A 25,609-nucleotide genomic window follows, 5' to 3' on the forward strand; every position below is an offset into this window, starting at 1 on the left:
GCGTGTACACGTCACTACCCTGTTCGGCTGTGACCAGTCGACACGGAACAACCGGGACCGCCGTCTCCGCCACCGCGGACACCGCCGCCCTCGCCCCGCGCCGCCGTACGGTGGTCAAGGCCGCCGCCGCCACCGCGGCGCTGGCCGGACCGCTCGCCGCCGCGCTGCCCGCCCGCGCCGCCCAGCGGACCCCCGCCTTCCTGCACGGTGTCGCCTCCGGCGACCCGCTGCCGGACGGCGTGCTGCTGTGGACCCGGGTGACGCCCACCCCGGAGGCGACACCGGGCTCCGGCGCCGGCCCCGACACCGAGGTGCGCTGGACCGTCGCCCGGGACAGCGGGTTCACCGACGTCGTCGCGCAGGGCTCGACCCTCGCCACCGCCGCCTCCGACCACACCGTGAAGGCGGACATCCGCGGACTGCGGCCCGCCACCGACTACTGGTTCCGCTTCTCCGCCGGCGGCACCGACTCCCCCGCGGCCCGCACCCGCACGGCGCCCGCCGCCGGCACCGCCGTGGACGGCCTGCGCCTCGGGGTGGTCTCCTGCGCCAACTGGGAGGCCGGACACTTCGCGGCGTACCGCCACCTCGCGGCGCGCGGCGACCTCGACGCCTGGCTGCATCTCGGCGACTACATCTACGAGTACGGCACCGGCGAGTACGGCACCCGCGGCGCGGTCGTCCGCCCGCACTCCCCCGCCCACGAGATCGTCACCCTCGCCGACTACCGGACGCGGCACGCCCGCTACAAGACCGACCCGGACCTCCAGGCGCTGCACGCCACGGCACCGGTCGTCGCCATCTGGGACGACCACGAGTTCGCCAACGACACCTGGTCCGGCGGCGCGGGCAACCACACCGAGGGCGCGGAGGGCAGCTGGGCCGCCCGCCAGGCCGCCGCCAGGCAGGCCTACTTCGAGTGGATGCCGGTGCGCCCGGCGGTCGAGGGCACCACCTACCGACGGCTGCGCTTCGGCAAGCTGGCCGACCTCTCGCTCCTCGACCTGCGCTCCTTCCGGTCCCAGCAGGTGTCCCTGGGTGACGGCGACGTCGACGACCCCGACCGCACCCTCACCGGCCGCGCCCAGCTGGACTGGCTCAAGGCGGGGCTGTCGGCGTCCGACACCACCTGGCGGCTGGTCGGCACCTCGGTGATGATCTCGCCGTTCTCGGTGGGCTCCCTGCCCGCGAGCCTGCTCAAGCCGCTGGCGAAGCTGCTCGGCCTGCCGCAGGAGGGACTCGCCCTCAACACCGACCAGTGGGACGGCTACACCGACGACCGGCGCGAACTCCTCGCCCACCTGCGCGCCCACGCCATCCGCAACACGGTCTTCCTCACCGGCGACATCCACATGGCGTGGGCGAACGACGTGCCGGTGAACGCGGGCACCTATCCGCTGTCGGCCTCCGCGGCCACGGAGTTCGTGGTCACCTCGGTCACCTCCGACAACCTCGACGACATCGTGAACGCCCCCGAGGGCACGGTCTCCGCGGTCGCCGCCCCGCTGATCCGGGCCGCCAACCGGCACGTCCACTGGGTCGACACCGACCGCCACGGCTACGGGGTGCTGGACCTCACCGCCGAGCGGGCGCAGATGGACTACTACGTGCTGTCCGACCGTACGGAGGCGGACTCCGGCGCGAGGTGGGTCCGCTCCTACCGCACCCGCAGCGGCACCCAGAAGGTGGAGCGGGCCGACGCCCCCGTCTGACGGCCCGCGGACTCCCCGCGGGGCTCAGTCCGCGTCCTTACGCCAGCGAGTCGAGGAAGCCGAGGGCCACCCGCCAGGTGGCCTCGGCCGCCTCCTCGTCGTGGTCGGGCAGGTCGGGGTCGGTGTAGAGGTGGCCGGCGCCCGCGTACCGGTACACCTCCACGTCGGCCCCCGTCCGGCCCATCCGCAGATACCAGGCGGTGAGCCAGTCGTCCGTCTCGAACGGGTCGGGCTCGGCGACGTGCAGCTGCACCGGCAGCCCGTCGGCCGTCGCGTTCTCCGCGATGTCGGAGGTGCCGTGCAGAAGCAGCAGACCGCGCGCCTTGTCGTCGCCCAGGGCCAGCGTCTGCGCCACCGAGGCACCGAAGGAGAACCCGGCGTACACCAGGCCCCGCTCCGAGTAGGGGGCGGCCGCCAGGACGGCCCGCCTCAGCAGCTCGTCCTTCCCGGTCTCCTCCCGGTACGCCATGCCCTCCTCGACCGTGTCGAAGGTGTGTCCCTCGAAGAGATCGGGCGTCCACACCTCGTGTCCGGCCGCGCGCAGCCGGTCCGCGGCCCGGCGCACCGCGGGACGCAGCCCGTAGGTCGAGTGAAAGAGCATGATGTTCATGCGGTCCATGGTGCCAGCAGGGTGTGACGGAGCCCTCGGGCGGCACTACCCGGGAACGGACGGAAGTCACATGTTCATGCCCCGTCCCGGCCGGTTAGGTTCGGTGGCATGGATGACGTGCTGCGCCCGCTGATCGTGGTGGGCGGTTCGGTGGTGCTGACGCTGCTGCTCGGCTGGGCCACCGACCTGCTGCTGCGCAAGGCCGACGAACGCCACCACGAGACACCGCTGTGGGGCCTGCTGCGCCGGGGCCGGATCCCCTACCAGCTGCTGCTCTGCGCCGCCCTGCTGAGAGGCTCCTACGACGAGACACGGCTGCTGACCTCCCACCAGGTCGGGGTGGGCCGGACCCTGACCCTGGTGCTGATCGGGTCGGCGGCCTGGCTGACGATCCGGATCGCCGTCGCGGTCGTGGAGACCTCGTACACCCGGTACGCCAGCAACCACCGGGAGCGCGACCCGGCCCGGGTGCGCCGGGTGCGCACCCAGGTGACGCTGATCCGCCGGGTCGTGTCGGCGGTGGTGGGCGTGGTCGCCGTGGCCTCGATGCTGCTGACGTTCCCCGCGATGCGGGCGGCCGGGGCCTCGCTGCTGGCGTCGGCCGGCATCCTCGGCATCGTCGCCGGCGTGGCCGCCCAGTCGACGCTGGGCAACATGTTCGCCGGGCTGCAGATCGCCTTCGGCGACATGGTGCGCATCGGCGACACGGTCGTGGTGGACGGCGAGTGGGGCACGGTGGAGGAGATCACGCTGACCTTCCTGACCGTGCGTACCTGGGACGAGCGCCGGATCACCATGCCGGTGTCGTACTTCACCTCCAAGCCGTTCGAGAACTGGTCGCGCGGGACGCCGCAGATGACCGGCACCGTGTTCTGGCACGTCGACCACAGCGCCCCGCTGGACGCCATGCGCGAGAGGCTGCGCGACATCCTGCGGGAGTGCCCGGCCTGGGACGGCCGCGCCTACAACCTGACCGTCACGGACAGCACCCCGAGCACCATGGAGGTGCGGGCGCTGGTGACGGCCAAGGACGCGGACGACATCTGGACGGTCCGGGTCGCGGTCCGCGAGCAGATGATGCGCTTCCTGGCCGACGAGCATCCCTACGCGCTGCCCCGGGTCAACACCGCCGACGCGGTGGTGCCGCCCGGCTCCGGCGGCCGTTCGCCCGAGGGCCACGTGCCCGGCGACCGTGCCCCCCGCGACCGCGTGCCCGACGGCATACCGGCGGCGCGCCGGATGCACAGCCACCCCAGGCAGCGCTGAGCGGCGCTCAGAGGCCGCGCTCGGCGCCGCCGTTGACCTGGACGACCTGCGAGGTGATGTGTCCGGCGCCGGGCGAGGCGAGCCAGTGCAGGGTCGCCGCGACGTCACCGGGCCGTCCCGCGCGCCGGTTCGACGTCTCGGCGACGAGCGCCGCCCGCCGTTCCTCGTCCAGGCCGTCGCCGCCGAAGAACGCCGTGTCCTCGATGTAGCCGGGCGCGACCACGTTCACCGTGATGCCGTGCGGCCCCAGCTCCCGGGCCAGGGCGTGCGCGTACGGGTGCAGGCCGGCCTTGGCCGCCGCGTACGACACCCGCCCGGAGCCGCGCCGGGCGGCGATGGAGCTGAGGAAGAGCACCCGGCCGCCGGGCACGGCGAGCCGGTTGCGCAGCGCCTCGGTGAGCAGCACGGCGGTCAGCACGTTGAGCCGGAAGTTGACCGTCCAGTCTCGGGCGACGGCGTCGAGCGGGTCGTCGGCGCCCACCGGCGGTTCGAGCAGCCCGTTGCCTCCGGCGGAGTGGATCAGGACGTCCACGGCTCCGAACTCGCGGCCCACGAAGCCGGACACGCCCCGTACGGCCTCGGGGTCGGCCAGGTCGGCGGCGTAGGTCAGGGCGCCGGGCACCTGGGCCCGCTCCAGGACGTCACCGCGCCGCCCGAGCAGCAGGACCCGGTCACCGTCGGCGGCGAACACCTGCGCGGTGGCGAGCCCGATCCCGGTGCCGCCGCCGCTGATCACAACATTGCGCGTCATGCCCCGACCCTACGAAGCGAAGGCCTGGGACGGCGGCAACGCGGCGGCGCTCAGCGCAGACTGCGCACGTCCAGATGGCGCAGCACCCGGTCCACCACCTCGGGATCGGCACCCGGCTCGCTGCGCGCGCTCAGCACCTCGTGCCGGGCGGCGCTCAGCATCTCGTGCTCGATGCGCCGGACCCGTTTCAGCCGTTTGGCCCGCTGCCGGGTCGCCTCCCGCCGTTCGTCGTCCGCCATGTCGGGGCTGATCCGCACCCCCAGGTCGAACGCCCTGCGCAGCAGTTGCTCGGACAGCTCCTCCGGCAGGTCCTCGACGTCCTCGATCTCCCGCAGCCTGCGCTTGGCGGCCTTCGCCACCCGGACGGCGAGCCTGCGCTCCATCTCCTTCTCGTGCCCGGTGTCCCCGCGCACCCCGAGCTTGCCCACCAGCCACGGCAGGGTGAGTCCCTGCACCAGCAGGGTCCCCAGCACCACGCCGAACGCCATGAAGATGATCTCGGGCCGGGCGGGGAAGTCGGCTCCGGAGTCGGTCTCCAGCGGGATGGCGAGGGCCAGCGCGACGGATGCCACCCCGCGCATCCCGGACCACCACATCACCACGGTCTCGCGCCAGCTCAGCGGGATGTCCTCGCCGACGTCCCGCTCGGTGTGCATCCGCTTGGTCAGCCAGGTCGCCGGCAGCAGCCAGGCCAGCCGGACCAGGACGACGACACCGACGACCGCCGCCGACCAGCCGAGCAGCTCGGCCCAGTGGCCGGACGCGGTCTCCACCGCGTTGTGCAGTTCCAGGCCGACCAGCCCGAACGCCACCCCGGTGACGAGGGTGTCCACGATGTCCCAGAAGGTGTGTCCGGCGAGCCGGGCCATGACGTCGTCGGCGTCGGTGGCGTACTCCACCAGGAACAGCGCGGTGACGAGCACCCCGAGGACGCCCGAGCCGTGCAGCTCCTCGGCGAGGACGTACGCGGCGAACGGCACCAGCAGGGTCAGGGCGACCTGCAGGGTCGGGTCGCCGAGCAGGTCCATCGCCTTGTTGGTGGCCCAGCCGAGCACCAGCCCGACGGCGACCGCCACCACCGCCGACAGCACCAGGTCGAGCCCGGCCGACCAGGGCGAGAAGGTGCCGCTCACGGCTGCGGCCACGGCCACGTGGTAGAGCACGATGGCCGTGACGTCGTTGAACAGCCCCTCGCCCTCCAGGATCGACACCAGGCGGCGCGGCAGCCCCAGCTTGCCCGCGACGGCGGTCGCCGCGACCGGGTCGGGCGGGGCGACCAGCGCGCCGAGGGCGACGGCGGCGGCCAGCGGCAGCCCGGGCACGATCGCGTGGGCGACGACGGCGACGCAGAAGGTGGTGACGAAGACCAGCGCCACGGCCAGCAGCAGGATCGGCCGGACGTTCGCCGCGAACTGCCGCCAGGAGGTGCGGCGCACGGCGGCGTAGAGCAGGGGCGGCAGCAGCAGCGGCAGGATCAGTTCGGGCGGGACGTCGACGTTCGGCACGAAGTTCAGCAGCGCCAGCACGATCCCGAACACCGTCATCAGCACCGGCGCCGGCAGTTTCAGCCGCTCTCCCACGGGGACGCTCACCACCGCCCCGAGCAACAGGGCGAACAGCAGGGCCAGCTGATCCACGGTCACCGCTCCCGGGAGGTCGACGGTCGGTCGGTGATCTCCAGCGTGCCATGCCCGCCACCACCGGCGCGGTCACCGGCGACCGGCTACAGCGCGCGCCGCATGGCCCGGTGCGGCATGCCGGCGTCGGGGAACTCGGGCCCGTAGGCCTCGTAGCCGAGACGCTCGTAGAAGCCGAGGGCGTGGGTCTGGGCGTGCAGGTCGACGGCGGTGAGGCCGCGGTCCCGCGCCGCCTGCTCGACGGCCCGCACGAGTGCCGCGCCGACCCCGAGCCTGCGCGCCCGCCGCAGGACCGCGAGCCGGCCGAGGGAGCCTACGGACGGGTCGCCGGCCGTCTTCGCCGCGGCGGCGGGGCCGTGCAGCAGGCGTCCGGTGCCGAGCGGGGTGCCGTCGTCCGCGACGGCGAGCACATGCACGGCGTCCGCGTCGTGGGCGTCGTACTCGATGTCCTCGGGCACGCCCTGCTCGGCGACGAAGACCTCCTTGCGGACCGCGAAGCAGGCCTCACGGTCGGCGGGGTCCTTGGCCACCCGTACCGTGACGGCGGGGCTCATGCGTAGGTCTCCTCGCGGACCTGGTCGAGCGCCTGCTGCAGGTCCTCGGGGTAGTCGCAGGAGAACTCGGCCCACCGGCCGTCGCCGGGGTGCTCGAAGCCGAGGCGCACCGCGTGCAGCCACTGGCGGGTGAGGCCGAGCCGCTTGGCGAGGGTGGGGTCGGCGCCGTAGGTCAGGTCGCCGACGCAGGGGTGGCGGTGGGCGGCCATGTGCACGCGGATCTGGTGGGTGCGGCCGGTCTCCAGCTTGACGTCGAGCAGGGACGCGGCGCGGAAGGCCTCGATCAGGTCGTAGTGCGTGACCGACGGCTTGCCCTCGGCGGTGACCGCCCACTTGTAGTCGTGCTGCGGGTGGCGTCCGATCGGCGCGTCGATGGTGCCGCTGGTGGGGTCGGGGTGGCCCTGGACCAGGGTGTGGTAGCGCTTGTCGACCGTGCGCTCCTTGAACTGGCGCTTCAGGGACGTGTACGCGTACTCGGACTTGGCGACCACCATCAGGCCGGAGGTTCCGACGTCGAGGCGGTGCACGATGCCCTGGCGCTCGGCGGCGCCGGAGGTCGAGATGCGGTACCCGGCGGCGGCGAGCCCGCCGATCACGGTGGGGCCGGTCCAGCCCGGGAGGGTGGCCGCGACCCCGACGGGCTTGACGATCACGACCACGTCGTCGTCGTCGTGGACGATCTCCATGCCCTCGACCGGCTCGGCGACCACCTGCACCGGGGCGGGCGCCTGCGGCATCTCCACCTCGAGCCAGGCACCGCCGCTGACCCGCTCGGACTTGCCGACCACCGACCCGTCGACCGTGACCTTCCCCGCGGCGGCGAGCTCGGCGGCCTTGGTGCGGGAGAAGCCGAACATGCGGGAGATGGCGGCGTCGACGCGCTCGCCCTCCAGGCCGTCGGGCACGGGCAGGGTGCGGATCTCGGGAATCGTGCTCACCCGTCGAGTATGCCGGACGGCTCCGGTACTCCCGTACGGCAGGGAGTACCGGGGCCTCAGTCCTTGTGGACGGTGCCGTCCGGGTCGAGGCCCCGGAAGGACAGCAGCACGATGAGGATGCCGCCGCACACGATCGCCGAGTCGGCCAGGTTGAACACCGCGAAGTGCTTGGGCGCGATGAAGTCGACGACCGCGCCCTTGAAGACGCCCGGCGAGCGGAAGATCCGGTCGGTAAGGTTGCCGAGGGCGCCGCCCAGCAGCAGGCCGAGCGCGATGGCCCAGGGCAGGCTGTAGAGCTTGCGGGCGAGACGGATGATCACCACGATCACGGCGGCGGCGATCACCGTGAAGATCACGGTGAAGGCCTCGCCGAAGCCGAAGGCCGCGCCCGCGTTGCGGATCGCCTCGAAGCGCAGCCAGTCACCGATGATCTCGACCGGCTCGTGGTGCTCCAGTTCGGCCACCACGATCATCTTGCTGACCAGGTCGAGGAGGTAGGCGACGACGGCGACGGCGAACAGCACGGCGATCCGCCGCTTGCCGCGGGGCCGCCCGGTCTCCGCCGCCGTCCCGTCGGTACCGGCCGGCTCCTGCCCGCCGCGGTCCGGACGGACCTGGTCCCGCCGCTCGTCCCGGTCCTGCCCGTCCCGGTCCGCGTCCGGGGTGTCCGGCGTACCGATGATGCGCTCCGCCTCTGCCACGTGAGTCCCTCAGCCTAGGTCCTTGACTGAGGACGAGGGTACGGCACGGCCTGCGCGGCCGCCCTTCAGTACCGGCGCTCCTGCTTCTGCTTGCACTCGACGCAGAGGGTGGCCCTCGGGAAGGCCTGCATCCGGGCCTTCCCGATGGGTTTGCCGCAGTTCTCGCACTGGCCGTAGGTGCCCGCGTCGAGACGCTGGAGCGCCCGCTCGAACTGGCTGAGCATCTCGCGCGCGTTCGCGGCGAGGGCGAGTTCGTGCTCGCGCGTGATGTTCTTGGTGCCCGTGTCGGCGTCGTCGTCGCCCGCGCCGTCGCCGGAGTCCCGCATGAGACCGGCCAGCGACCGCTCGGAGGAGCTGATCTCCTCGCGCAGCCGCAGCACCTCCGACATCAGCTCGGTCCGCGCCTCCTCGGCCTCCTCCTCGGTCCACGGGTCCTCACCGGGACGGACCGCGAGCTCGCCCGGCTCCACCGCCCCGTGCCGGGCCTTGGGCACGGCGGTCGCCGCCGCCGCTGTGGCCGCCGGGCCAGGGGTCTTCTTCGCACCCACCGTCGTCACTCCCGTCTGCGCCGCGGTCTCGGCCGCGTCCGCGTCATCGGCCGTGCTGTGCCCGGCCACATCCTGAGTGGACCCACTGGTCCTGGCAGCGCCGTTCCCCTCGCGGTCGCCCCCTCGGGGGTCCGCATCCCCGTCGGCGGCCCCCCCGACCGCCTCCCCGTGCTCCGCGCCCTTCCCGGCGGCCTTCTTCGCCGCGGCCCTTCCCGGCTTCCTGGCGGCCGTCGCGGTCTTCCCCGCCGTTCCCGTCTTCTTCGACGCCGCCTTCGTCCGCGTGCCCTTCCCGGCCGCGGCCTTCGTCCCGGCGGCGTCGGCGTCCGCCCCCTTCGCCGTGACCCTCGCCGTCGTGGCCTTCCCCGTCCCCGCGCCGCCCGCGGCCGCCGCCCCGCCGCCCCCGGCCGCGTCGGACACCGCACTCCTCCGGCCCCCGGCGTGCGTCTCGGCACCCGTCGCCTTCTTCGCCATCATGGCCGCGGCCCCTTCACATATTGTGATCTTGCGCGCAAATCGTGCTGGGACGATAAATCGACTCGGGGCCCGCGGCAACGGGGCGCACCGCCCGATCACCTCACCCCGCGGACGCCGCGCGGCGACCTGCATGCGTTGTGCCCAGCTACCCGCCGGGTATGCCGCCCGCACGGACGTCCCGGTATCCGAACAGACGTAGCGCACCATTCGGGGCATACCCTCCCCTACCGTTCCGGAAATGCGGTCGGCCGCTCTCCGCGCCGCGCCGTACACTGGGCGGAGCGAAAAGCGTGGATGGGGACGAGTAGCGGCGTACGCAGCCCAGAGCGACCCGGGGACGGTGTGAGCCCGGGGGCGAGCGCGACGTGAAGATCACCCCGGAGCCGCCGGAGGAAAGCCGCGGTCGCGGCGAGTAGAACCGGCATCGCGACCCCAATGAGGGGGCTCACCGGAGCGTTCGGCGCACCGGGGGGCCAAGGAGGGTGGTACCGCGGGAGCGCGCCGACGGCGGCGTGGAGACACAGCTCTCGTCCCTCCGGACGGAAGGCAGCAAGTCCGCCGGAGGAAGCCCGCTGATGACAACGCCGACGTATCGCCAGGTACCCGCCCAGGTCGACCTGCCCGCCCTCGAGCACACGGTGCTCAAGTTCTGGGACGAGCAGAAGATCTTCGCCAAGAGCCTGGAGCAGTCCGAGGGACGCCCGGAGTGGGTGTTCTACGAGGGTCCGCCCACCGCCAACGGCATGCCCGGCGCCCACCACATCGAGGCGCGCGTCTTCAAGGACGTCTTCCCCCGCTTCCGGACCATGCGCGGCTACCACGTGGCCCGCAAGGCCGGCTGGGACTGTCACGGCCTCCCGGTGGAGCTCGCCGTCGAGAAGGAGCTCGGCTTCTCCGGCAAGCAGGACATCGAGGCGTACGGCATCGCCGAGTTCAACGCCAAGTGCCGGGAGTCGGTGACCCGGCACACCGACGCCTTCTCCGAGCTGACGACCCGCATGGGGTACTGGGTCGACCTCGACGAGGCCTACCGCACCATGGACCCGGAGTACGTCGAGTCCGTCTGGTGGTCGCTGAAGGAGATCTTCACCAAGGGCCTGCTGGTCCAGGACCACCGCGTCGCTCCCTGGTGCCCCCGCTGCGGCACCGGCCTGTCCGACCACGAGCTGGCCCAGGGCTACGAGACGGTCGTCGACCCGTCGGTCTACGTCCGCTTCCCGCTGACCTCCGGCCCGCTGGCCGGCGAGGCGGCCCTGCTGGTGTGGACGACCACCCCGTGGACCCTGGTGTCCAACACCGCGGTCGCCGCGCACCCCGACGTCACCTACGTCGTCGCGACCGACGGCGAGGAGAAGCTGGTCGTCGCCGAGCCGCTGGTCGGCAAGGCGCTCGGCGAGGGCTGGGAGACCACCGGCGAGACGTTCACCGGCGCCGAGATGGAGCGCTGGACGTACCGGCGCCCCTTCGAGCTGGTCGAGTTCCCCGAGCCCGCCCACTACGTGGTGAACGCCGAGTACGTCACCACCGAGGACGGCACGGGTCTGGTCCACCAGTCCCCCGCCTTCGGTGAGGACGACCTCAAGGTCTGCCGCTCCTACGGTCTGCCCGTGGTCAACCCGGTGCGCCCCGACGGCACCTTCGAGGAGGACCTGCCGCTGGTCGGCGGGGTCTTCTTCAAGAAGGCCGACGAGCAGCTCACCGAGGACCTCCAGCAGCGCGGCCTGCTGTTCCGGCACGTCCCGTACGAGCACAGCTACCCGCACTGCTGGCGCTGCCACACCGCGCTGCTCTACTACGCACAGCCGTCGTGGTACGTCCGCACCACGGCCATCAAGGACCGCCTGCTCCAGGAGAACGAGAACACCAACTGGTTCCCGGACACGGTCAAGCACGGCCGCTACGGCGACTGGCTGAACAACAACATCGACTGGGCGCTGTCCCGCAACCGCTACTGGGGCACCCCGCTGCCCATCTGGCGCTGCGAGAACGACCACCTCACCTGTGTCGGCTCGCTGACCGAGCTGAGCGAGCTGACCGGCACCGACCAGTCGGGGCTCGACCCGCACCGCCCGTTCATCGACGAGGTCACCTTCGACTGCCCGCAGGACGGCTGCGGCGCCACGGCCACCCGCGTGCCCGAGGTCATCGACGCCTGGTACGACTCGGGCTCCATGCCGTTCGCGCAGTGGGGCTACCCGTACAAGAACAAGGAACTCTTCGAGTCCCGGTATCCCGCGCAGTTCATCTCCGAGGCCATCGACCAGACCCGCGGCTGGTTCTACACGCTGATGGCGATCGGCACACTGGTCTTCGACAAGTCCTCCTACGAGAACGTCGTCTGCCTCGGCCACATCCTCGCCGAGGACGGCCGCAAGATGTCCAAGCACCTGGGCAACATCCTGCAGCCGATCCCGTTGATGGACCAGCACGGCGCCGACGCGGTGCGCTGGTTCATGGCGGCCGGCGGCTCCCCGTGGGCGGCCCGCCGCGTGGGCCACGGCACCATCCAGGAGGTCGTCCGCAAGACCCTCCTGACGTACTGGAACACGGTCGCCTTCCAGGCCCTGTACGCCCGTACGTCCGACTGGGCGCCGAGCGAGGCCGACCCGGCGCCGGCCGAGCGTCCGGTCCTGGACCGCTGGCTGCTGTCCGAACTGCACGCCCTCACCGACCAGGTGACCCAGGCGCTGGAGAACTACGACACCCAGCGGGCCGGCAAGCTGCTGTCGGCGTTCGTCGACGACCTGTCCAACTGGTACGTCCGCCGCTCCCGCCGCCGTTTCTGGCAGGGCGACAAGGCCGCGCTGCGCACCCTGCACGAGGTCGTGGAGACGGTGACCAAGCTCATGGCCCCGCTCACCCCGTTCATCACCGAGCGGGTCTGGCAGGACCTGGTCGTCCCGGTCACCCCGGGCGCCCCCGAGTCGGTGCACCTGTCCTCCTGGCCGGAGGCGGACCTGTCCGCCGTCGACCCGGAGCTGTCCCGGCAGATGGCGCTGGTGCGCCGCCTGGTGGAGCTGGGCCGGGCGACCCGCGCCGAGTCGGGCGTCAAGACCCGTCAGCCGCTGCGCCGCGCGCTGATCGCCGCGGCCGGCTTCGACTCCCTCGACCCGGCGCTGCACACGCAGATCACCGAGGAGCTGAACGTCGAGTCCCTGGCGCTGCTGTCCGAGGTGGGCGGCTCGCTGGTGGACACCACGGCCAAGGCCAACTTCCGCGCGCTCGGCAAGCGGTTCGGCAAGCGGGTCCAGGAGGTGGCCAAGGCGGTCGCGAACGCGGACGCCGCCGCCCTGTCCGCGGCCCTGCGCGAGGGCACGGCCTCGGTGGAGGTCGACGGTGAGACGATCACCCTCTCCCCCGACGAGGTGATCATCACGGAAACCCCGCGCGAGGGCTGGTCGGTGGCGTCCGACTCCGGTGCCACGGTCGCCCTGGACCTGGAGATCACCGAGGAGCTGCGCCGCGCCGGCCTGGCCCGTGACGCGATCCGGCTGATCCAGGAGGCGCGCAAGAACAGCGGCCTGGAAGTGGCCGACCGGATCGCCCTGCGCTGGACGTCACAGGAGCCCGCCACGGTCGCCGCGCTGACCGCTCACGCGGACCTCATCGCCGACGAGGTGCTCGCCACGGACTTCGCCCAGGGTGAGACGGACGACACCTACGGCGCCCCGTTCACCGACGAGGGCCTGTCGCTGACCTTCCGTCTGCGCAAGGCGTAGGACCCGGCGAACCGAAGGCCCGGCCCCCGGAGAATCTTCCGGGGCCCGGGCCTTCGGCGTTGCGTACGTCGGACAAGCCGGTCGCCGCCGAACAAACGACGCAAACACCGTGAACGCGCGTAGCACAAGGGCGGGGCCCCTGGTTGGTGAACCCGGGGCCCCGCCCTGAACGCTGCCGACTGCTACGCCGTACCCATGGCCACAGGGGCCGTCAGTTGTCGTCCTCGTCGATCAGGAAGCCACGCATCGGCGAGGGGGCCTGACCCATCGGCGACGGGCCCTGCGGGCGGACCGGCGCCATGGGCTGGGTCATCGCCGGCTGCATCTGCTGCTGACCGCCGTACGACGGGCCCGACGGTCCGCCCGGACCGCCACCCATGCCCTGGTTGCCGCCGTAGGACGGGGCACCGGCCGGAGCCATCGAGGGCGCCGGGGACGGCGGGAGGGACGGAGCGGCGCTCGCGGGCTGACGCGGCGGGGCGAGCGAGTCGTCCGCCTGCGTCTCCAGCTGGCGCAGCTGGGACTCCAGGTAGGACTTCAGCCGCGTGCGGTACTCGCGCTCAAAGCCGCGCAGGTCCTCGACCTTGCGCTCCAGCGTGGCGCGGGCGGACTCCAGGGAGCCCATCGCGACGCGGTGCTTTTCCTGCGCGTCCCGCTCCAGGGCGTCGGCCTTGGCACGGGCGTCACGCTCGAGCCCCTCGGCACGCGAACGCGCCTCGCCCACGATCTTGTTGGCCTCGGAACGGGCCTCCGCGATCGCCTGGTCGGCGGTCTGCTGGGCCAGCGACAGGACGCGCGCGGCGCTGTCGCCACCGGGGCCGCCCTGACCGGGAAGACCCGGGCCGCCCATGGGACCGCCCATCGGGCCGCCATGGCCCATCTGCCCCTGCATCGGGCCGCCCTGGCCCATCGGCCCGGGACCCTGACCCATGGGGCCGGGACCCTGCGGGCCGCCCTGTCCGCCGGGGCCGGCGGGCAGCTGGGGAGCACCGCTCGGCAGCTGGGGCGGGCCACCCATGGGGCCGCCCATCTGCTGCTGCGGCGGGCCCGATATGCCGGCGGGTACGGGAGCGCCGGGACCTCGCATGCCCTGCTGGGGCATGCCGGGAGGCGGGCCCTGCTGTTGCTGCTGGTCCTGCGGCTCCGGAGGCTTGCGCATGTTCTGCTGGTTCTGGGCAGCGGCGCGCGTGGCCGCGGCCAGCTTGGCGCGCAGGTCCTCGTTCTCGCGGAGCAGGCGCGTCAGTTCGGCTTCGACCTCGTCGAGGAAGGCATCGACCTCGTCCTCGTCATAGCCTTCTCGGAGGCGGACGGTCGTGAACTGCTTGTTCCGCACGTCCTCGGGGGTCAACGGCATCTCTTCACCTCAACGTAGTCATCGGCAGTCGGCAAGACCGTATCGTCCACAGTCACCTCGCGAGATTGCCCACGATCGAGATCAGGATGTAGACGATGATCATCAGTACGAAGAAGGACAGGTCGAGCGCCACGCCCCCGAGACGCAGCGGCGGGATGAACCGCCGCAGAAGCTTCAGCGGTGGATCGGTGACAGTGTAGGTGGCCTCCAGGACGACCACCATCGCCTTGCCGGGTTGCCACGAGCGGGCGAACTGGAACACGTAATCCATGACCAAACGGAAGATCAGCACGATGAGGAACACCATCAGCGCGATGTAGATCACCTGCGCGAACACGCTCATGGCCTGCTTTTCCCTCTCCCCTGTACCGCTCTTGTCCGGTCCTGCGTCTCAGCTCTGGTTGAAGAACCCGCCCTCTGCGATGCGGGCCTTGTCCTCCGCCGTGACATCGACGTTAGCAGGCGACAACAGGAACACCTTCTGCGTCACCCGCTCGATGCTGCCGTGAAGACCAAACACCAAACCTGCCGCAAAGTCGACAAGTCGCTTCGCGTCTGTGTCATCCATCTCAGTCAGATTCATGATCACCGGGGTGCCCTCACGGAAGTGTTCCCCGATGGTACGGGCCTCGTTGTAGGTCCGGGGGTGAAGTGTGGTGATCCGGTAAGGCTCTCGTTCCGACACGACCTTGGGCATGATCACCGGTGCGTTCTTCTCCAGGCTGGCGCGTTCTTGTGTGATGGATGCCACGGGCGCGATCCGCGCCGGGCGTGGCGATTCCGCGGGCAGCGAAGCGGAACGGGACACCGGTTCGCGTGGCGCGGGAGGGTGGACGACTCGTACCTCTTCGTCCCTTTGGGACTGATGTGCGCCGTGGGACTGGTGGGACGGCTCGTGCCGCCGGTGGTCCCGCTCCGGCTCCGGGTCGAGTTCCGGTTCGAAATCGTCGTCTGGGTCGAATCCGCGGCCGTCGTACCCATCGTCCTCCACGAGGCCGAGGTAGACCGCCATTTTGCGCATCGCGCCGGCCATGCTCCGAGTCCTCCGCTCTGTGGTGGATCCGCTGACGACCGCCAAGTGCCCGCGATCCACTGGGTCCTTGTTCCGCTGTTGGGCGGAAATGACCATATTTTCTGCTGTGGTCCGACTTCTTGGCGACGTTACCCGAGCCTGGGGCGGACTCCGAGTACCGCACTGCCGACGCGCACATGTGTCGCTCCGGCGGCCACGGCCTGTTCGAGGTCCGCACTCATCCCTGCCGAGACCATGTTCGCAGTCGGATGGGTCCGGCGCAGGTCGGTCGACAAATCCACCAACCGCTCGAACGCCGCCTGTTGGCGTCCGGCGTACTCCCCGGTGAGCGGTGCGACGGTCATCAGCCCGTCGAGCCGCAGCCCTTCGGCGCCGGCCACCAGGTCGGCCAACTCCGCGACGCCGCCCGGCGCCACACCTCCGCGTTCGCCCCGGCCGCCGACACCGGCGTCGAAGGCCACCTGGATCAGGCAGCCGACCTCGCGCCCGGCCCGGACGGCCTCCTTGGAGAGGGCCGACACCAGCTTGGCACGGTCGACAGACTGCACCACATCGGCATAACCGACCACCGAACGCACCTTGTTGGTCTGAAGTTGACCGACGAAATGCCACGCAAGGGGCAGATCCGCGCAAGCCGCCGCCTTCGGGGCGGCGTCCTGGTCGCGGTTCTCGGCGACGTGCCGGACGCCGAGTCCGGAGAGGATCCGTACGTCACTCGCGGGCCAGGTCTTGGTGACCACGATCAGGGTCACCTCGTCGCGTCCGCGACCGGCGGCCTCGCACGCGGCGGTGATCCGCTCCTCCACTCTCGCCAGGTTCGTAGCGAGTTCGTCCTTACGGTCCGTCATGTCCCATCAGTCCAGCCACACATAGCCGGCGAGCCGCCCCGTGGTGCGGTCGCGGCGGTACGAGAAGTGATCGTCCGACTCCCGGGTGCACACGGACGACCGCTCACGGTCGGGCACGCCCAGCCGGTCGAGTTGCGCGTGCACACCTGCGACGACGTCGACCGCCGGGGTGCCCCAGCCGGTCTCGGCGTACGCCGCCGGCTCGACGGCGGCCACGTCGGCGCGCATCTCCTCCGGCACCTCGTAGCACCGGCCGCAGACGGCGGGCCCGGTGCGCGCGACGATCCGGGCCGGGTCGGCGCCCCGTTCGGTCATGGCCCGTACGGCGGCCGGGACCACTCCGGCGACCAGCCCCGGCCGGCCCGCGTGGGCCGCGGCCACGACACCCGCGACGGGGTCGGCCAGCAGCACCGGCACACAGTCGGCGGTGAGCACCGCCAGGGCGAGTCCGCGCCGGGCGGTGACGATCGCGTCGACCTCGGGCACCGGGCGGTTGCCCCACGGCTCGTCGACGACGACCACGTCGGCCCCGTGCACCTGGTTCATCCAGGCCACGCGGGCCGGGTCGACGCCGAGCTCCTTGGCGGCCAGTTCCCGGTTGGTGCGTACGGCTTCGGGGTCGTCCCCCACCGCGCCGCCGAGGTTGAGCTCCTCGTACGGAGCGGCGCTCACCCCGCCCCACCGGTCGGTGAAGCCGAAGTGCGCGCCGCTCACGTGTTCGCGCTGTCCTATCACTTCAGGAAGTCCGGGACGTCCAGTTCCTCGGCCGCGCTGTCGTAGCTCCGGGACGGCGGGACCGGCGGCTGGACGGCCGGGATGTCGGCCACCGGCTCCGGCGACGGCACCGGCTCCGGGTCCTCCTTCGGCGTGACACTGCCGAGGGAACCGAAGGAGGGGCGGCTCTCCTGCCGGCCCGACGGGGCGGGCTCCTCGCGCTTGACCGAGGAGGAGCCGAGGACGTTGTCCCGCTTGGCGGGCGGCTGGCCGCCGTCGAAGCCGGCGGCGATGACGGTGACCCGGACCTCGTCGCCGAGGGCGTCGTCGATCACCGCGCCGAAGATGATGTTGGCCTCGGGGTGGGCGGCCTCGCTGACCAGCTGGGCGGCCTCGTTGATCTCGAACAGGCCGAGGTCGGAGCCGCCGGAGATCGAGAGCAGCACACCGCGGGCGCCGTCGATGGACGCCTCGAGCAGCGGGGAGGAGATGGCCATCTCGGCCGCGGCCACCGCGCGGTCGTCGCCGCGGGCCGAGCCGATGCCCATGAGGGCCGAACCGGCCTCCGACATGACCGACTTGACGTCGGCGAAGTCGAGGTTGATGAGACCGGGGGTGGTGATGAGGTCGGTGATGCCCTGGACACCGGAGAGCAGGACCTGGTCCGCCGACTTGAAGGCGTCGAGGACCGACACCTGGCGGTCCGAGATGGACAGCAGCCGGTCGTTGGGGATCACGATGAGGGTGTCGACCTCTTCGCGGAGCTCCGCGATGCCGTCCTCGGCCTGGTTCGCGCGGCGCCGTCCCTCGAAGGTGAACGGGCGCGTGACCACGCCGATGGTGAGGGCACCGAGCGAGCGGGCGATGTTGGCCACGACGGGCGCGCCGCCGGTGCCGGTGCCGCCGCCTTCACCGGCCGTCACGAAGACCATGTCGGCCCCCTTGAGGACCTCCTCGATCTCCTCGCGGTGGTCCTCGGCGGCCTTGCGGCCGACGGCCGGGTTCGCTCCGGCGCCGAGTCCGCGGGTGAGTTCACGGCCGACGTCGAGCTTGACGTCGGCGTCGCTCATCAACAGCGCCTGCGCGTCCGTGTTGATGGCGATGAACTCGACGCCCTTGAGACCGACCTCGATCATCCGGTTGATGGCATTGACACCACCGCCGCCGACACCGATGACTTTGATGACTGCGAGGTAGTTCTGCGGTGCTGCCACGTCGAAGGCCTCTCGCCTCGAGTTACGTGTCGCCGAAGCGCCGGAGCACTTGCTGCCCCGCGTTCCGACGACTGATGCCGAATGGGACGGTCCGTATCGCCGACCCGAACCCTAACGTTGAAGTTTAGGGTTACCAGTGTGTCTGTTCCCTGGAGTCTTCTGAACAGGACACTAAGTCGACACGTGGCGCACGTTCAACGAACACGCCGAACCTCCCGTTTTTCTTTTCACCCTATGTGATCAGCCGTGTCGCTGCCCAACCAGGGTGCTGGCCTGCGCTGATGTGCGTCAACTCCCCGATGACGCGGGAGCGCTGGGAACGCTGACGTCGAAGTGCCGCGCACCGGGCTCCGCTTTCATCAGCGCGGTGAGCGCGCGGCCCTTACGCTTACCCTTCTCGCTGCTTCCCCAGTCGACCGTGCGGCCGTCGGTCAGTTCCAGCGAGATGTCGTCGTAGGAACGGACCTTGACACTTCGCGCGTCGGGGAGCAGGGACTCGGGGACGGCGCCGGCCACGCGTACCGCCTCGCGCACCAGCCGGTCCTCGCCGAAGCGCCGGTGGCTGGCCGCCGCGGAACCGGTCCGGGAGATGTCCAGTTCCAGGGCGGGCACCCCCTTGGGCGCCTTGTCGACCGTGGCGAACCGCACGCCGTCGTCGTCCACTTCGACGAACTTCCCGCCCTGGTGGACGAGGAGGACGGGGGTGCGCTCCGTGACGTTCAGCTTGATCTCGTCCGGCCAGGAACGGATCACGTCGATGGTGTCGATCCGGGGCAGTTTCTCCGCGGCCCGCTCCTCGATCGCCCCGGTGTCCACCGAGACGAGCTGTTCGCCGAGCGGAACATCGGCCGCCGCGCGCACCTGACCGGGCGTCAGGACATCGGTCCCCGACACCGACACGCGTTCCACACGGACCAGATCCGATCCGTAGAGCAGCCAGAAGGTGCCGCTGCCGAGGAACACAAGGACGACCGCCGATGCGATGATCAGACGAAGACGCCGTCGGCGTACGGCCCGTAGGGGCGGCGGGCCGGACGACTCCCGCTTGCGTTCACCGCGCTCGGCGGTCGTCGATCCGGCCACGCTCCCTGCCTTCCGTCACATGCCTCTAGCTGTGGGCACGGGCGGCGATCGCCTCGTACACCATGCCGACGAGCAGGTCGTCGGCGTCCCGGCGGCCGAACTCGGCGGCGGCCCGGGACATCTCGTACAGCCGGTGCGGGTCGGCGAGCACGGGCAGCACGTTCTGCTGGATCCACTCCGGCGTCAGTTCCGCGTCGTCGACCAGCAGTCCGCCGCCGGCCTTGACCACCGGCTGGGCGTTGAGCCGCTGTTCGCCGTTGCCGATGGGCAGCGGGACGTACGCGGCGGGCAGTCCGACGGCGGAGAGCTCGGCGACGGTCATCGCGCCCGCGCGGCAGAGCATCATGTCCGCCGCCGCGTACGCGAGGTCCATCCGGTCCAGGTAACTTACCGGGATGTAGGGGGGCATGCCCGGCATCTGCTGCACCTGCGGCAGTTCGTTCTTCGGGCCGACCGCGTGCAGGATCTGGATGCCGGCCTGCTGCAGCCACGGAGCGACCTGCTGCACCACCTCGTTGAGCCGGCGGGCACCCTGCGAGCCGCCGGAGACCAGCAGGGTCGGCAGATTGGGGTCGAGGCCGAACGCGGCGCGCGCCTCGGGGCGCACGGCCGCCCGGTCCAGGGTGGCGACCGAGCGGCGCAGCGGGATGCCGATGTAACGGGAGTTGCGGAGCTTGCTGTCCGGGGTGGAGACGGCGACCTGCGCCGCGTACCGGGAGCCGATCTTGTTGGCCAGGCCGGGGCGGGCGTTGGCCTCGTGCACCACGATCGGCACCCCGAGGCGCTTGGCCGCGAGGTAACCGGGCAGGGCGACGTAGCCGCCGAAGCCGACCACGGCGTCGGCCCGGGTGCGCTCCAGGATCTGCTCGGTCGCCTTGATGGTGCCGCGCAGCCGGCCCGGGACGGTGATCAGCTCGGGGGTGGGCTTGCGTGGCAGCGGTACGGCGGGGATCAGCGCCAGTTCGTACCCGCGCTCGGGTACGAGACGGGTCTCCAGGCCGCGCTCCGTGCCCAGGGCCGTGATGCCCACGGTCGGATCCTGCCTGCGCAGCGCGTCCGCGAGGGCGAGCGCGGGCTCGATGTGGCCCGCGGTTCCTCCGCCGGCGAGTACGACATGCACCGAAATTCACCGCTCTCCGGACGTACGCGCCCCCGGGGCACGCCGTCGCATCGTGTTCCATCTCCGGGGCCGCCGAGGACCCCCGATCCGCTTTTTACCAAAACGGGGTTGCCGCATCGCAAGCGCCATCCGCGCAGCGGGGTCCTCACGCGCGAAGGCGATCAGCAACCCGATGGCGAACATGGTCGGCAGCAGGGCGGACCCGCCGTAGGAGAACAGCGGGAGCGGGACACCGGCGATCGGCAGCAGACCGAGCACCGCACCGATGTTGATCACGGCCTGCGCCGTGATCCAGGTGGTCACGCCTCCCGCGGCATACCTGACGAAGGGGTCCTCCGTGCGTCCGGCCACGCGGATACCCGCATAGCCTAGAGCCGCGAACAGGGCGAGCACCGACAGCGTCCCCGCCAGGCCCAGTTCCTCACCGGTGACGGCGAAGATGAAGTCCGTGTGCGCTTCGGGTAGTTCGCCCCATTTCTCCAGACTCGCTCCGAGTCCGGAGCCGAAGATCCCGCCGGAGGCCAGGGCGTAGATCCCGTGCACGGCCTGCCAGCAGTCGACCGGTCCCGTCTGGGGCTCGGTGGCGCCCAGACAGGCGAGCCGGGCCATGCGGTTGGGGCTGGTGCGGATCAGGATCGCGCCGAGCAGCGCGGCGATCGACAGCACCCCGACGAACAGCCGGGTGGGCGCTCCGGCCAGCCACAGCAGGCCGAAGAGGATCGCGGTGAGGATGATGGCGGTGCCCATGTCGCCGCCGAGCATGATGAGCCCCAGCAGCATGAAGGCGGCCGGCACCAGCGGCACCAGCATGTGCTTCCACTGGGTCAGCAGCCGCTTGTCCTGTTTGCGGGCGAGCAGGTCGGCGCCCCACAGCACCAGCGCCAGCTTGCCGAACTCGCTGGGCTGGAGCTGGAAGCTGCCGCCCAGGGAGAGCCAGTTCTGGTTGCCGTTGACCGCGACTCCTATCCCCGGCACCTGCACCAGGGCCATCAGGAAGACGGCCCCCGCGAGGATGGGGTAGGCGAGCGCCCGGTGCAGCTTCACCGGCATCCGGGAGGCCACCAGCAGCAGCACGCCGCCGATGACGGCGGCCAGCAGCTGCTTGCGGAAGAAGTACGAGCCGGGCAGCGACATCTGCAGCGCCGTGATCTGGGAGGCCGAGTAGACCATCACCAGGCCCAGCACGGTGATCAGCAGGCTGCCGCCGAGGATCACGTAGTAGGCGGTCAGCGGCCGGTCCCAGGCCCTGCGCGCCCGGGTGACCGCGGTGCGCAGCCGGTTCTCGCGCGGCGGGCGGGGCGCGGCGGGGCGCCGGGCGGCCCGCTGGACGGGCGGCCGGCCGGTACGACTACTGGACATCACGACCTCCGCGGTACGCCGGCCAACAGGTCCTGGACGGTCCCACGCGTCCCTCCCAAGGTCGCCCGGCGCCGGGGCGGCCGGGGTCAGGCGCCGAGCTCGCGCACCGCCTGGGCGAACGCGTCACCGCGCTTGTTGTAGTTGGCGAACATGTCCATCGAGGCGCAGGCCGGGGCCAGCAGCACCGTGTCACCGGGGCGTGCGAGCCGCCGCGCCTCCTGGACCGCCTCGAGCATCGCCCCAGTGTCGGTCCGGCCGAGGTCGACGACGGGTACCTCGGGGGCGTGTCGCGCCAGGGCTTCGCGGATCAGCTCGCGGTCCCGGCCGATCAGCACGGCGCCGCGCAGCCGCTTCGCCGCGTCCGCGACGAGTTCGTCGAAGGTGGCGCCCTTGGCGAGCCCGCCGGCGATCCACACCACGGAGTCGTACGCGGCCAACGAGGCCTGCGCGGCGTGGGTGTTGGTGGCCTTGGAGTCGTCCACGTAGGCCACGCCGTCCAGATCGGCCACGTGGGCGATGCGGTGGGCGTCCGGGGTGAAGGCCCGCAGGCCGTCCCGTACGGCGCCGGCCGGAACGCCGTAGGCCCGCGCGAGCGCCGCGGCGGCAAGGGCGTTGGCGATGTTGTGCGGGGCGGCCGGCTTCACGTCGGCGACCTCGGCGAGCTCCTGGGCGTTCTTGTGCCGGTTCTCCACGAAGGCGCGGTCGACCAGGATGCCCTCGACGACGCCGAGTTGGGAGGGACCGGGGGTGCCGAGGGTGAAGCCGATCGCCCGGCAGCCCTCCTCGACGTCGGCCTCGCGGACCAGGTCCTCGGTGGCCTTGTCCGCCGTGTTGTAGACGCAGGCGATCCGGTTGCCCTCGTAGATGCGGCCCTTGTCCTTGGCGTACGCCTCCATGGAGCCGTGCCAGTCGAGGTGGTCGGGCGCCAGGTTGAGGACGGCGGCGGAGTGGGCGCGCAGGGAGGGCGCCCAGTGGAGCTGGTAGCTGGACAGCTCCACGGCGAGCACGTCGTACTCCTCGTCGCCGAGCACCGCGTCGAGGAGGGAGACGCCGATGTTGCCCACGGCGGCGGTGCGCAGACCCGCCGCCTCCAGGATGGAGGCGAGCATCTGCACGGTGGTGGTCTTGCCGTTGGTGCCGGTGACCGCGAGCCAGTCGGCCGCGCCGGGCTTCCTGAGCCGCCAGGCGAGTTCGACGTCGCCCCACACCGGCACGCCGGCCGCGTCCGCCGCCGCGAACAGCGGTTTGTCCGGCTTCCAGCCGGGCGCGGTGACGATCAGCTCGGTGCCGTCGGGCAGGGTGTCGCCGTCGCCGAGGCGCACGGTGACACCGAGCGCCTCGAGTTCCGCCGCCTGCTCGCGTGCGCGGGCGTCGTCGCCGTCGTTGACGACGGTGACCTTCGCGCCGAGTCCGTGCAGCGCCCTGGCCGCCGGGACACCCGAGACGCCGAGTCCGGCGACGGTGACGTGCTTGCCCTGCCAGTCGGTCACTTGTCCGCTGCCCATCCCGCGTAGAAGAGGCCCAGTCCGACGATCACGCAGATGCCCTGGATGATCCAGAAGCGGACCACCACAAGGACTTCGGACCAGCCTTTGAGTTCGAAGTGGTGCTGGAGTGGCGCCATCCGGAAGACGCGTTTCCCGGTGAGCCGGAACGAACCGACCTGGATGACGACCGACATCGTGATGAGGACGAACAGGCCGCCGAGGATGGCGAGCAGCAGCTCGGTGCGGGAGCAGATCGCCAGACCCGCGAGCACACCGCCGAGCGCCAGTGAACCGGTGTCCCCCATGAAGATCTTGGCCGGCGAGGTGTTCCACCACAGGAAGCCCAGGCAGGCGCCCATCAGCGCGGAGGAGACCACCGCGAGGTCCAGCGGGTCGCGCACCTCGTAGCAGGCGCCCGGGTTGGTCAGGGTGTCGCCGTTGGCGCAGGACTCCTGGAACTGCCAGACGCCGATGAAGGTGTAGGCGCCGAAGACCAGGACGGAGGCGCCGGTGGCGAGGCCGTCCAGACCGTCGGTGAGGTTCACGCCGTTGGACATGGCGAGGATCATGAACAGCGCCCAGACCACGAACAGCACCGGGCCGATGGTCCAGCCGAAGTCGGTGATGAACGACAGCTTGGTGGAGGCCGGGGTCTGCCCGCGGGAGTCCGCGAACTGCAGCGAGAGCACCGCGAAGGCGATGCCGACGATCAGCTGGCCCGCCATCTTCGCCTTGGCCCGCAGACCCAGCGAACGCCTCTTGACGATCTTGATGTAGTCGTCGAGGAAGCCGACCATGCCCATGCCCACCATGAGGCCGAGCACCAGCAGCCCGGAGAACGTGGGGGGTTTGCCGGTGATCACCTTGGACAGGAAGTAGGCGGCGACCGTCGCCAGGATGAAGGCGATGCCGCCCATCGTCGGCGTACCGCGCTTGCTGGCGTGCTCGCGCGGGCCGTCGTCCCGGATGTACTGCCCGTATCCCTTGCGGGCGAGCAGCTTGATCAGCAGCGGGGTGCCGACCAGCGTCAGGAAGAGGCCAATGACTCCTGCGAACAGGATCTGATTCATCATCGGGCGGCGACCTCACCCTCGGCACCGGTCTCGAGCAGCGCCTGCGCCACGCTCTCGAGCCCGACCGAACGGGATGCCTTCACGAGTACGACATCCCCCGGGCGCAATTCGCTGCGCAACAGGTCGACCGCCGCCTGTGCGTCGGACACGTGCACCGACTCCTCACCCCACGAACCCTCGTTATATGCGCCCAGTTGCAGCCAGGCGGCTTCCCTGCCCCCGACCGCGACGAGCTTGCTGACGTTGAGCCGGACGGCGAGCCGTCCGACCGCGTCGTGCTCGGCGAGCGCCTCGTCCCCGAGCTCGGCCATCTTGCCGAGCACCGCCCACGTACGACGCCCGTTGCCCATCGCCGCCAGCGCGCGCAGCGCGGCCTTCATGGACTCGGGGTTCGCGTTGTAGGCGTCGTTGACGACCGTCACGCCGTCCGGTCGCTCGGTGACCTCCATGCGCCAGCGGGAGAGGGAGCCCGCCTCGGAGAGCGCACGGGCGATCTCGTCTGCGGACATGCCCAACTCGTGGGCGACGGCGGCCGCGGCGAGCGCGTTCGACACGTGATGCTCACCGTACAGGCGCATGGTCACATCGCATGCACCGGAGGGTGTGTGAAGCTTGAAGGAGGGCTGTCCGCTGTCCGTGAGTCGCACGTTCTCTGCGGAGACGTCCGCTTCGCCGGACTCTCCGAAAAGGATCACCTTCGCCTTCGTACGGGAGGCCATCGCCCGGACGTAGGGGTCGTCCGCGTTGAGGACCGCGACGCCGCCCTCCTCGGCCGGGGGCAGGGACTCCACGAGTTCGCCCTTGGCCTGGGCGATCTGCTCGCGGCCGCCGAACTCCCCGATGTGGGCGGAGCCGACGTTCAGCACGAGGCCGATCCGCGGCGGCGTCAGACCGGTGAGGTAGCGGATGTGGCCGATTCCGCGCGCCCCCATCTCCAGCACGAGGAACTTCGTCTCCTCGGTGGCGGTGAGCGCGGTCAGCGGCAGCCCGATCTCGTTGTTGAGGGAGCCGGGGGTGAAGACGGTCGGCGCCTTGCTCCGCAGCACCTGGGCGATGAGGTCCTTGGTGCTGGTCTTGCCGGCCGAGCCGGTGAGGGCGACGAGGGTGGCGCCGAGCCGGCGGACGACGTGCCGGGCGAGGGCGCCCAGGGCGGCCTGGACGTCCTCCACGACGATCGCGGGGACCCCGACGGGCCGGGAGGCGAGCACGGCGACCGCGCCCGCCTCGACGACCTGGGCCGCGTAGTCGTGCCCGTCCGCGCGCTCGCCGACGAAGGCGACGAAGAGGCTGCCCGGGCCCGCTTCCCGCGAGTCCCGGACCACCTCACCGGTGACCCGGACGGCAGGGTCCGGTATGTCGTGCGTCTGCCCGCCGACGACTTCTGCGATCTCGGCGAGGGAGAGGGCGATCACAA

22 protein-coding genes are annotated in these 25,609 nt (G+C 71.4%); 3 read left to right on the forward strand and 19 right to left on the reverse strand.

Annotation, left to right across the window (positions count from 1 at the left end; translation table 11 throughout):
• Positions 1 to 29 precede the first annotated feature (29 nt).
• Positions 30 to 1,712 (forward strand): alkaline phosphatase D family protein, encoded by a 1,683-nt coding sequence (locus F3L20_RS23900; protein ID WP_150156103.1) that lies wholly within the window; start codon positions 30 to 32, stop codon positions 1,710 to 1,712.
• A 37-nt stretch (positions 1,713 to 1,749) separates the two neighbouring features.
• Here F3L20_RS23900 and F3L20_RS23905 read toward each other — a convergent pair whose 3' ends face one another.
• Positions 1,750 to 2,322, reverse strand: coding sequence for a dienelactone hydrolase family protein (locus F3L20_RS23905; RefSeq protein WP_145825286.1), 573 nt, complete (start codon positions 2,320 to 2,322; stop codon positions 1,750 to 1,752).
• Positions 2,323 to 2,430: 108 nt separating this feature from the next.
• Between F3L20_RS23905 and F3L20_RS23910 the strand changes: the two genes are divergently transcribed.
• Entirely contained in the window at positions 2,431 to 3,588 is a 1,158-nt protein-coding gene (locus F3L20_RS23910; protein ID WP_150156104.1) for a mechanosensitive ion channel family protein, read from the forward strand.
• A gap of 7 nt (positions 3,589 to 3,595) precedes the next feature.
• On the opposite strand, the gene F3L20_RS23915 is transcribed toward F3L20_RS23910, so the two are convergent.
• The 6 genes from F3L20_RS23915 to F3L20_RS23940 all read right to left on the reverse strand — a co-directional run bounded on the left by F3L20_RS23915 (position 3,596) and on the right by F3L20_RS23940 (position 9,191).
• Positions 3,596 to 4,339 carry an SDR family NAD(P)-dependent oxidoreductase gene (locus tag F3L20_RS23915; protein WP_145825288.1) on the reverse strand — a complete coding sequence of 248 codons (744 nt, stop codon included), beginning with the start codon at positions 4,337 to 4,339 and terminating at the stop codon, positions 3,596 to 3,598.
• A gap of 50 nt (positions 4,340 to 4,389) precedes the next feature.
• Complete coding sequence (locus tag F3L20_RS23920; RefSeq protein ID WP_206338818.1) at positions 4,390 to 5,982, reverse strand: Na+/H+ antiporter; 1,593 nt, start codon at positions 5,980 to 5,982, stop codon at positions 4,390 to 4,392.
• An 80-nt stretch (positions 5,983 to 6,062) separates the two neighbouring features.
• A complete protein-coding gene (locus F3L20_RS23925; RefSeq protein ID WP_150156106.1) occupies positions 6,063 to 6,530 on the reverse strand; it encodes a GNAT family N-acetyltransferase in 468 nt (155 codons plus the stop codon).
• Entirely contained in the window at positions 6,527 to 7,468 is a 942-nt protein-coding gene (locus tag F3L20_RS23930; protein ID WP_150156107.1) for an RluA family pseudouridine synthase, read from the reverse strand. Before F3L20_RS23930 ends, F3L20_RS23925 begins: the two co-directional genes overlap by 4 nt.
• 56 nt (positions 7,469 to 7,524) lie before the next feature.
• Positions 7,525 to 8,169, reverse strand: coding sequence for a signal peptidase II (lspA, locus tag F3L20_RS23935; RefSeq protein ID WP_150156108.1), 645 nt, complete (start codon positions 8,167 to 8,169; stop codon positions 7,525 to 7,527).
• Positions 8,170 to 8,234: 65 nt separating this feature from the next.
• On the reverse strand, positions 8,235 to 9,191 hold the full coding sequence (locus F3L20_RS23940) for a TraR/DksA family transcriptional regulator (RefSeq protein WP_150156109.1): 957 nt from the start codon (positions 9,189 to 9,191) through the stop codon (positions 8,235 to 8,237).
• A gap of 575 nt (positions 9,192 to 9,766) precedes the next feature.
• Here F3L20_RS23940 and ileS point away from each other — a divergent pair.
• The gene (gene ileS / locus F3L20_RS23945) at positions 9,767 to 12,910 is read left to right on the forward strand and encodes an isoleucine--tRNA ligase (protein WP_150156110.1); all 3,144 of its coding nucleotides are present in this window, start codon (positions 9,767 to 9,769) and stop codon (positions 12,908 to 12,910) included.
• A 211-nt stretch (positions 12,911 to 13,121) separates the two neighbouring features.
• On the opposite strand, the gene F3L20_RS23950 is transcribed toward ileS, so the two are convergent.
• The 12 genes from F3L20_RS23950 to F3L20_RS24005 form a co-directional block, all read right to left on the reverse strand.
• Positions 13,122 to 14,264, reverse strand: coding sequence for a DivIVA domain-containing protein (locus F3L20_RS23950; RefSeq protein ID WP_150156111.1), 1,143 nt, complete (start codon positions 14,262 to 14,264; stop codon positions 13,122 to 13,124).
• A gap of 52 nt (positions 14,265 to 14,316) precedes the next feature.
• Positions 14,317 to 14,607 carry a YggT family protein gene (locus tag F3L20_RS23955; protein WP_004932337.1) on the reverse strand — a complete coding sequence of 97 codons (291 nt, stop codon included), beginning with the start codon at positions 14,605 to 14,607 and terminating at the stop codon, positions 14,317 to 14,319.
• Positions 14,608 to 14,655: 48 nt separating this feature from the next.
• The gene (locus F3L20_RS23960) at positions 14,656 to 15,297 is read right to left on the reverse strand and encodes a cell division protein SepF (RefSeq protein WP_150156112.1); all 642 of its coding nucleotides are present in this window, start codon (positions 15,295 to 15,297) and stop codon (positions 14,656 to 14,658) included.
• Positions 15,298 to 15,425: 128 nt separating this feature from the next.
• On the reverse strand, positions 15,426 to 16,145 hold the full coding sequence (locus F3L20_RS23965; RefSeq protein ID WP_150156113.1) for a YggS family pyridoxal phosphate-dependent enzyme: 720 nt from the start codon (positions 16,143 to 16,145) through the stop codon (positions 15,426 to 15,428).
• 6 nt (positions 16,146 to 16,151) lie between these two features.
• Entirely contained in the window at positions 16,152 to 16,880 is a 729-nt protein-coding gene (pgeF, locus tag F3L20_RS23970; RefSeq protein ID WP_150156114.1) for a peptidoglycan editing factor PgeF, read from the reverse strand.
• A complete protein-coding gene (gene ftsZ / locus F3L20_RS23975) occupies positions 16,877 to 18,073 on the reverse strand; it encodes a cell division protein FtsZ (RefSeq protein WP_145825299.1) in 1,197 nt (398 codons plus the stop codon). Before ftsZ ends, pgeF begins: the two co-directional genes overlap by 4 nt.
• 288 nt (positions 18,074 to 18,361) lie before the next feature.
• Complete coding sequence (locus F3L20_RS23980) at positions 18,362 to 19,156, reverse strand: cell division protein FtsQ/DivIB (RefSeq protein WP_150156115.1); 795 nt, start codon at positions 19,154 to 19,156, stop codon at positions 18,362 to 18,364.
• 25 nt (positions 19,157 to 19,181) lie between these two features.
• A complete protein-coding gene (gene murG, locus F3L20_RS23985) occupies positions 19,182 to 20,276 on the reverse strand; it encodes an undecaprenyldiphospho-muramoylpentapeptide beta-N-acetylglucosaminyltransferase (protein WP_150156116.1) in 1,095 nt (364 codons plus the stop codon).
• 6 nt (positions 20,277 to 20,282) lie between these two features.
• Positions 20,283 to 21,635: a putative lipid II flippase FtsW gene (gene ftsW, locus F3L20_RS23990; protein ID WP_145825302.1), complete on the reverse strand. Its 1,353-nt coding sequence runs from the start codon at positions 21,633 to 21,635 to the stop codon at positions 20,283 to 20,285.
• A gap of 86 nt (positions 21,636 to 21,721) precedes the next feature.
• A complete protein-coding gene (murD, locus tag F3L20_RS23995; protein WP_150156117.1) occupies positions 21,722 to 23,140 on the reverse strand; it encodes a UDP-N-acetylmuramoyl-L-alanine--D-glutamate ligase in 1,419 nt (472 codons plus the stop codon).
• A complete protein-coding gene (mraY, locus tag F3L20_RS24000) occupies positions 23,122 to 24,195 on the reverse strand; it encodes a phospho-N-acetylmuramoyl-pentapeptide-transferase (protein WP_024882559.1) in 1,074 nt (357 codons plus the stop codon). Before mraY ends, murD begins: the two co-directional genes overlap by 19 nt.
• A complete protein-coding gene (locus F3L20_RS24005) occupies positions 24,192 to 25,607 on the reverse strand; it encodes a UDP-N-acetylmuramoyl-tripeptide--D-alanyl-D-alanine ligase (RefSeq protein ID WP_150156118.1) in 1,416 nt (471 codons plus the stop codon). Before F3L20_RS24005 ends, mraY begins: the two co-directional genes overlap by 4 nt.
• Positions 25,608 to 25,609 lie beyond the last annotated feature (2 nt).

Origin of the sequence: Streptomyces tendae (genome assembly GCF_008632955.1) — a bacterium.
Classification (GTDB): domain Bacteria; phylum Actinomycetota; class Actinomycetes; order Streptomycetales; family Streptomycetaceae; genus Streptomyces.